This window comes from Vibrio fujianensis (genome assembly GCF_002749895.1).
GTDB lineage: Bacteria > Pseudomonadota > Gammaproteobacteria > Enterobacterales > Vibrionaceae > Vibrio > Vibrio fujianensis.
The window spans coordinates 115,114-117,236 of the sequence record NZ_NBUS01000038.1; the positions used below are offsets into that span (position 1 = coordinate 115,114).

At 44.7% G+C, this 2,123-nt stretch carries 2 protein-coding genes; one reads left to right on the forward strand and one right to left on the reverse strand.

What is annotated here, in order from left to right:
• A partial coding sequence (locus tag B7C60_RS04445) for an ABC transporter ATP-binding protein (protein ID WP_245868539.1) occupies positions 1 to 834 on the forward strand: 834 nt, incomplete at its 5' end.
• A 57-nt stretch (positions 835 to 891) separates the two neighbouring features.
• Here B7C60_RS04445 and B7C60_RS04450 read toward each other — a convergent pair.
• Positions 892 to 2,123, reverse strand: a 1,232-nt coding sequence (locus B7C60_RS04450) for a phosphohexomutase domain-containing protein (protein ID WP_245868540.1), incomplete at its 5' end; no start/stop codon positions are given.

Sequence of the window (2,123 nt, forward strand, 5' to 3'; positions counted from 1 at the left end):
CGGCTTATCGACAATGGCCGACATTGGGTGCCACCCGAGCAACGAAACATTGGCATGATTTTTCAAGATTATGCATTATTCCCACATTTAACGGTGGCTGAAAATGTAGCGTTTGGTTTGCGTGGCCTTGAGCGTGATAAGGTTCAGGAAAAAGTCGCAGAAATGCTTGAACTAGTCCATTTAGGAACTTTTGCTGAGCGTTATCCACACCAGTTATCGGGAGGACAACAGCAACGTGTCGCTATCGCTCGTTCACTGGCCTATAAACCCGATCTGTTACTGCTTGATGAGCCTTTTTCGAATATTGATACTCAAGTTCGGCATGAATTGATTATTGAAATTCGCAAGTTATTTAAGGCGCAAGGGGTGACCGCTATTTTTGTGACTCACAGCCGAGAAGAAGCGTTTGCCTTTGCTGATAAAATGGCGGTGATGAATCGAGGTGTGATTGAACAGATTGGTACTGCTTCTGAGCTGTATTATCGTCCAACGAGCCGATTTGTGGCAGATTTTTTAGGGGGTGGTCGTTATTTGCCTGCTCGCCGCGTCAATGCAGCGCATTACCAGACTCATTTCGGAATGCTAAAGGCATTAGCACAGCGACCGATTCAACAAGATCAGGCGTGTGATTTATTACTGCGCCCACAACATGTACATATTCAACCGGATCCTTCTAGCTCGATTGTCGTGCTTGAACAACAGTTTATGGGGGATCACTGCCGCTACCTGATCGATGTTGAGGGCCTGACATTACTTGCGACCGCAACAACGGAGATTGCTATCGGTCAGCCAGTTGCGGTGACGATTGATCAACAAGGGCTTTTGGCTTTTTAAATGGCATAAATTAGCCCAGCATCAAGCTGGGCCATGGCTAATCAGGTTGGTCATTTCTTATGATAAAGAGAGAAATGTTTTCATCTGATGTAACACTTGTTCTGCCGTCGCTTTATCTTCCATCTCAGCAAAAATTCGCAATAGGGGTTCAGTGCCAGAAAAACGAGCAATCACCCAACCGCCATTTTTAAAGTATACTTTTGCGCCATCGGCATAACTGACTTTTTCTACCTCATAAGTAAAATCGGGCAGTTGTTTCTCGACGTAGATTTTGTGATAAAGGGTCGCTTTTTCATCTGCTTTAAAAGTGCAATCTCCTTCTGCGGTATAGGCATAGCCGTAGCGATGGTAAATTTCATCCAGCAACTCTGAGAGCTTTTTGCCGGTCACGCTGAGCATTTCCACCAATAAACTGGAGGCAAACACGCCATCTTTGCCTTTGATATGACCTCGGATGGTTAAGCCGCCGGAGCTTTCACCACCAATCAAAGAATCATCGGCTTCCATTTGTGAAGAGATATGTTTAAAGCCAACGGGAACTTCAAAGCATTGTTCACCGTGGTCGGCGGCAATTTTATCCAGCAGGTGAGTGGTCGCAATATTGCGCACTACGGAACCTTTCCAGCCTTTATACTCTAATAAATAGTAATAGAGCAGGATCAGTACTTCATTGGGGTGAATAAAATTGCCTTTCTCATCGATGATCCCCAGCCGGTCGGCATCACCATCGGTGCCGATCCCAATATCGTAGCCTTCATTTTTAACCAGATGTTGTAAGCGATAAAGGGTGGCGGCACTGGGGGAAGGCATCAGCCCACCAAAGTCAGGGTTTTTGCCATCATTGATCACATCGACATCACAGCGACCATTAATCAAAACCGTTTGGAGTGCATTTTTGGCAACACCAAACATTGGGTCGATCAACACGCGTAAGTTCGCTTTTTTAATCGCTTCGATATCAATGGCATTGATGATTGAATCGACAAATTCGTTCATGGGGTTGATGAGCATGACTTGCTGCTGGTTGACGGCATGATCAAAGTCTATAGAACGAACATCTTCAGTGCTTAAATTGGCAATTTGTTGTTCAATTTTTTGGGTGATGATCTCATCGGCATCTCGTCCACCACGAATAAAAATTTTGATACCATTATAATCGGCTGGGTTATGTGAAGCGGTAATGCAGGCGGAATAGGCACAATCCATCGCTTTGGCTTTAAACATAACCACCGGAGTAGGGACAAATTTATTAATAAAACTCACGACAATACCGTTTCCAGCTAACACTT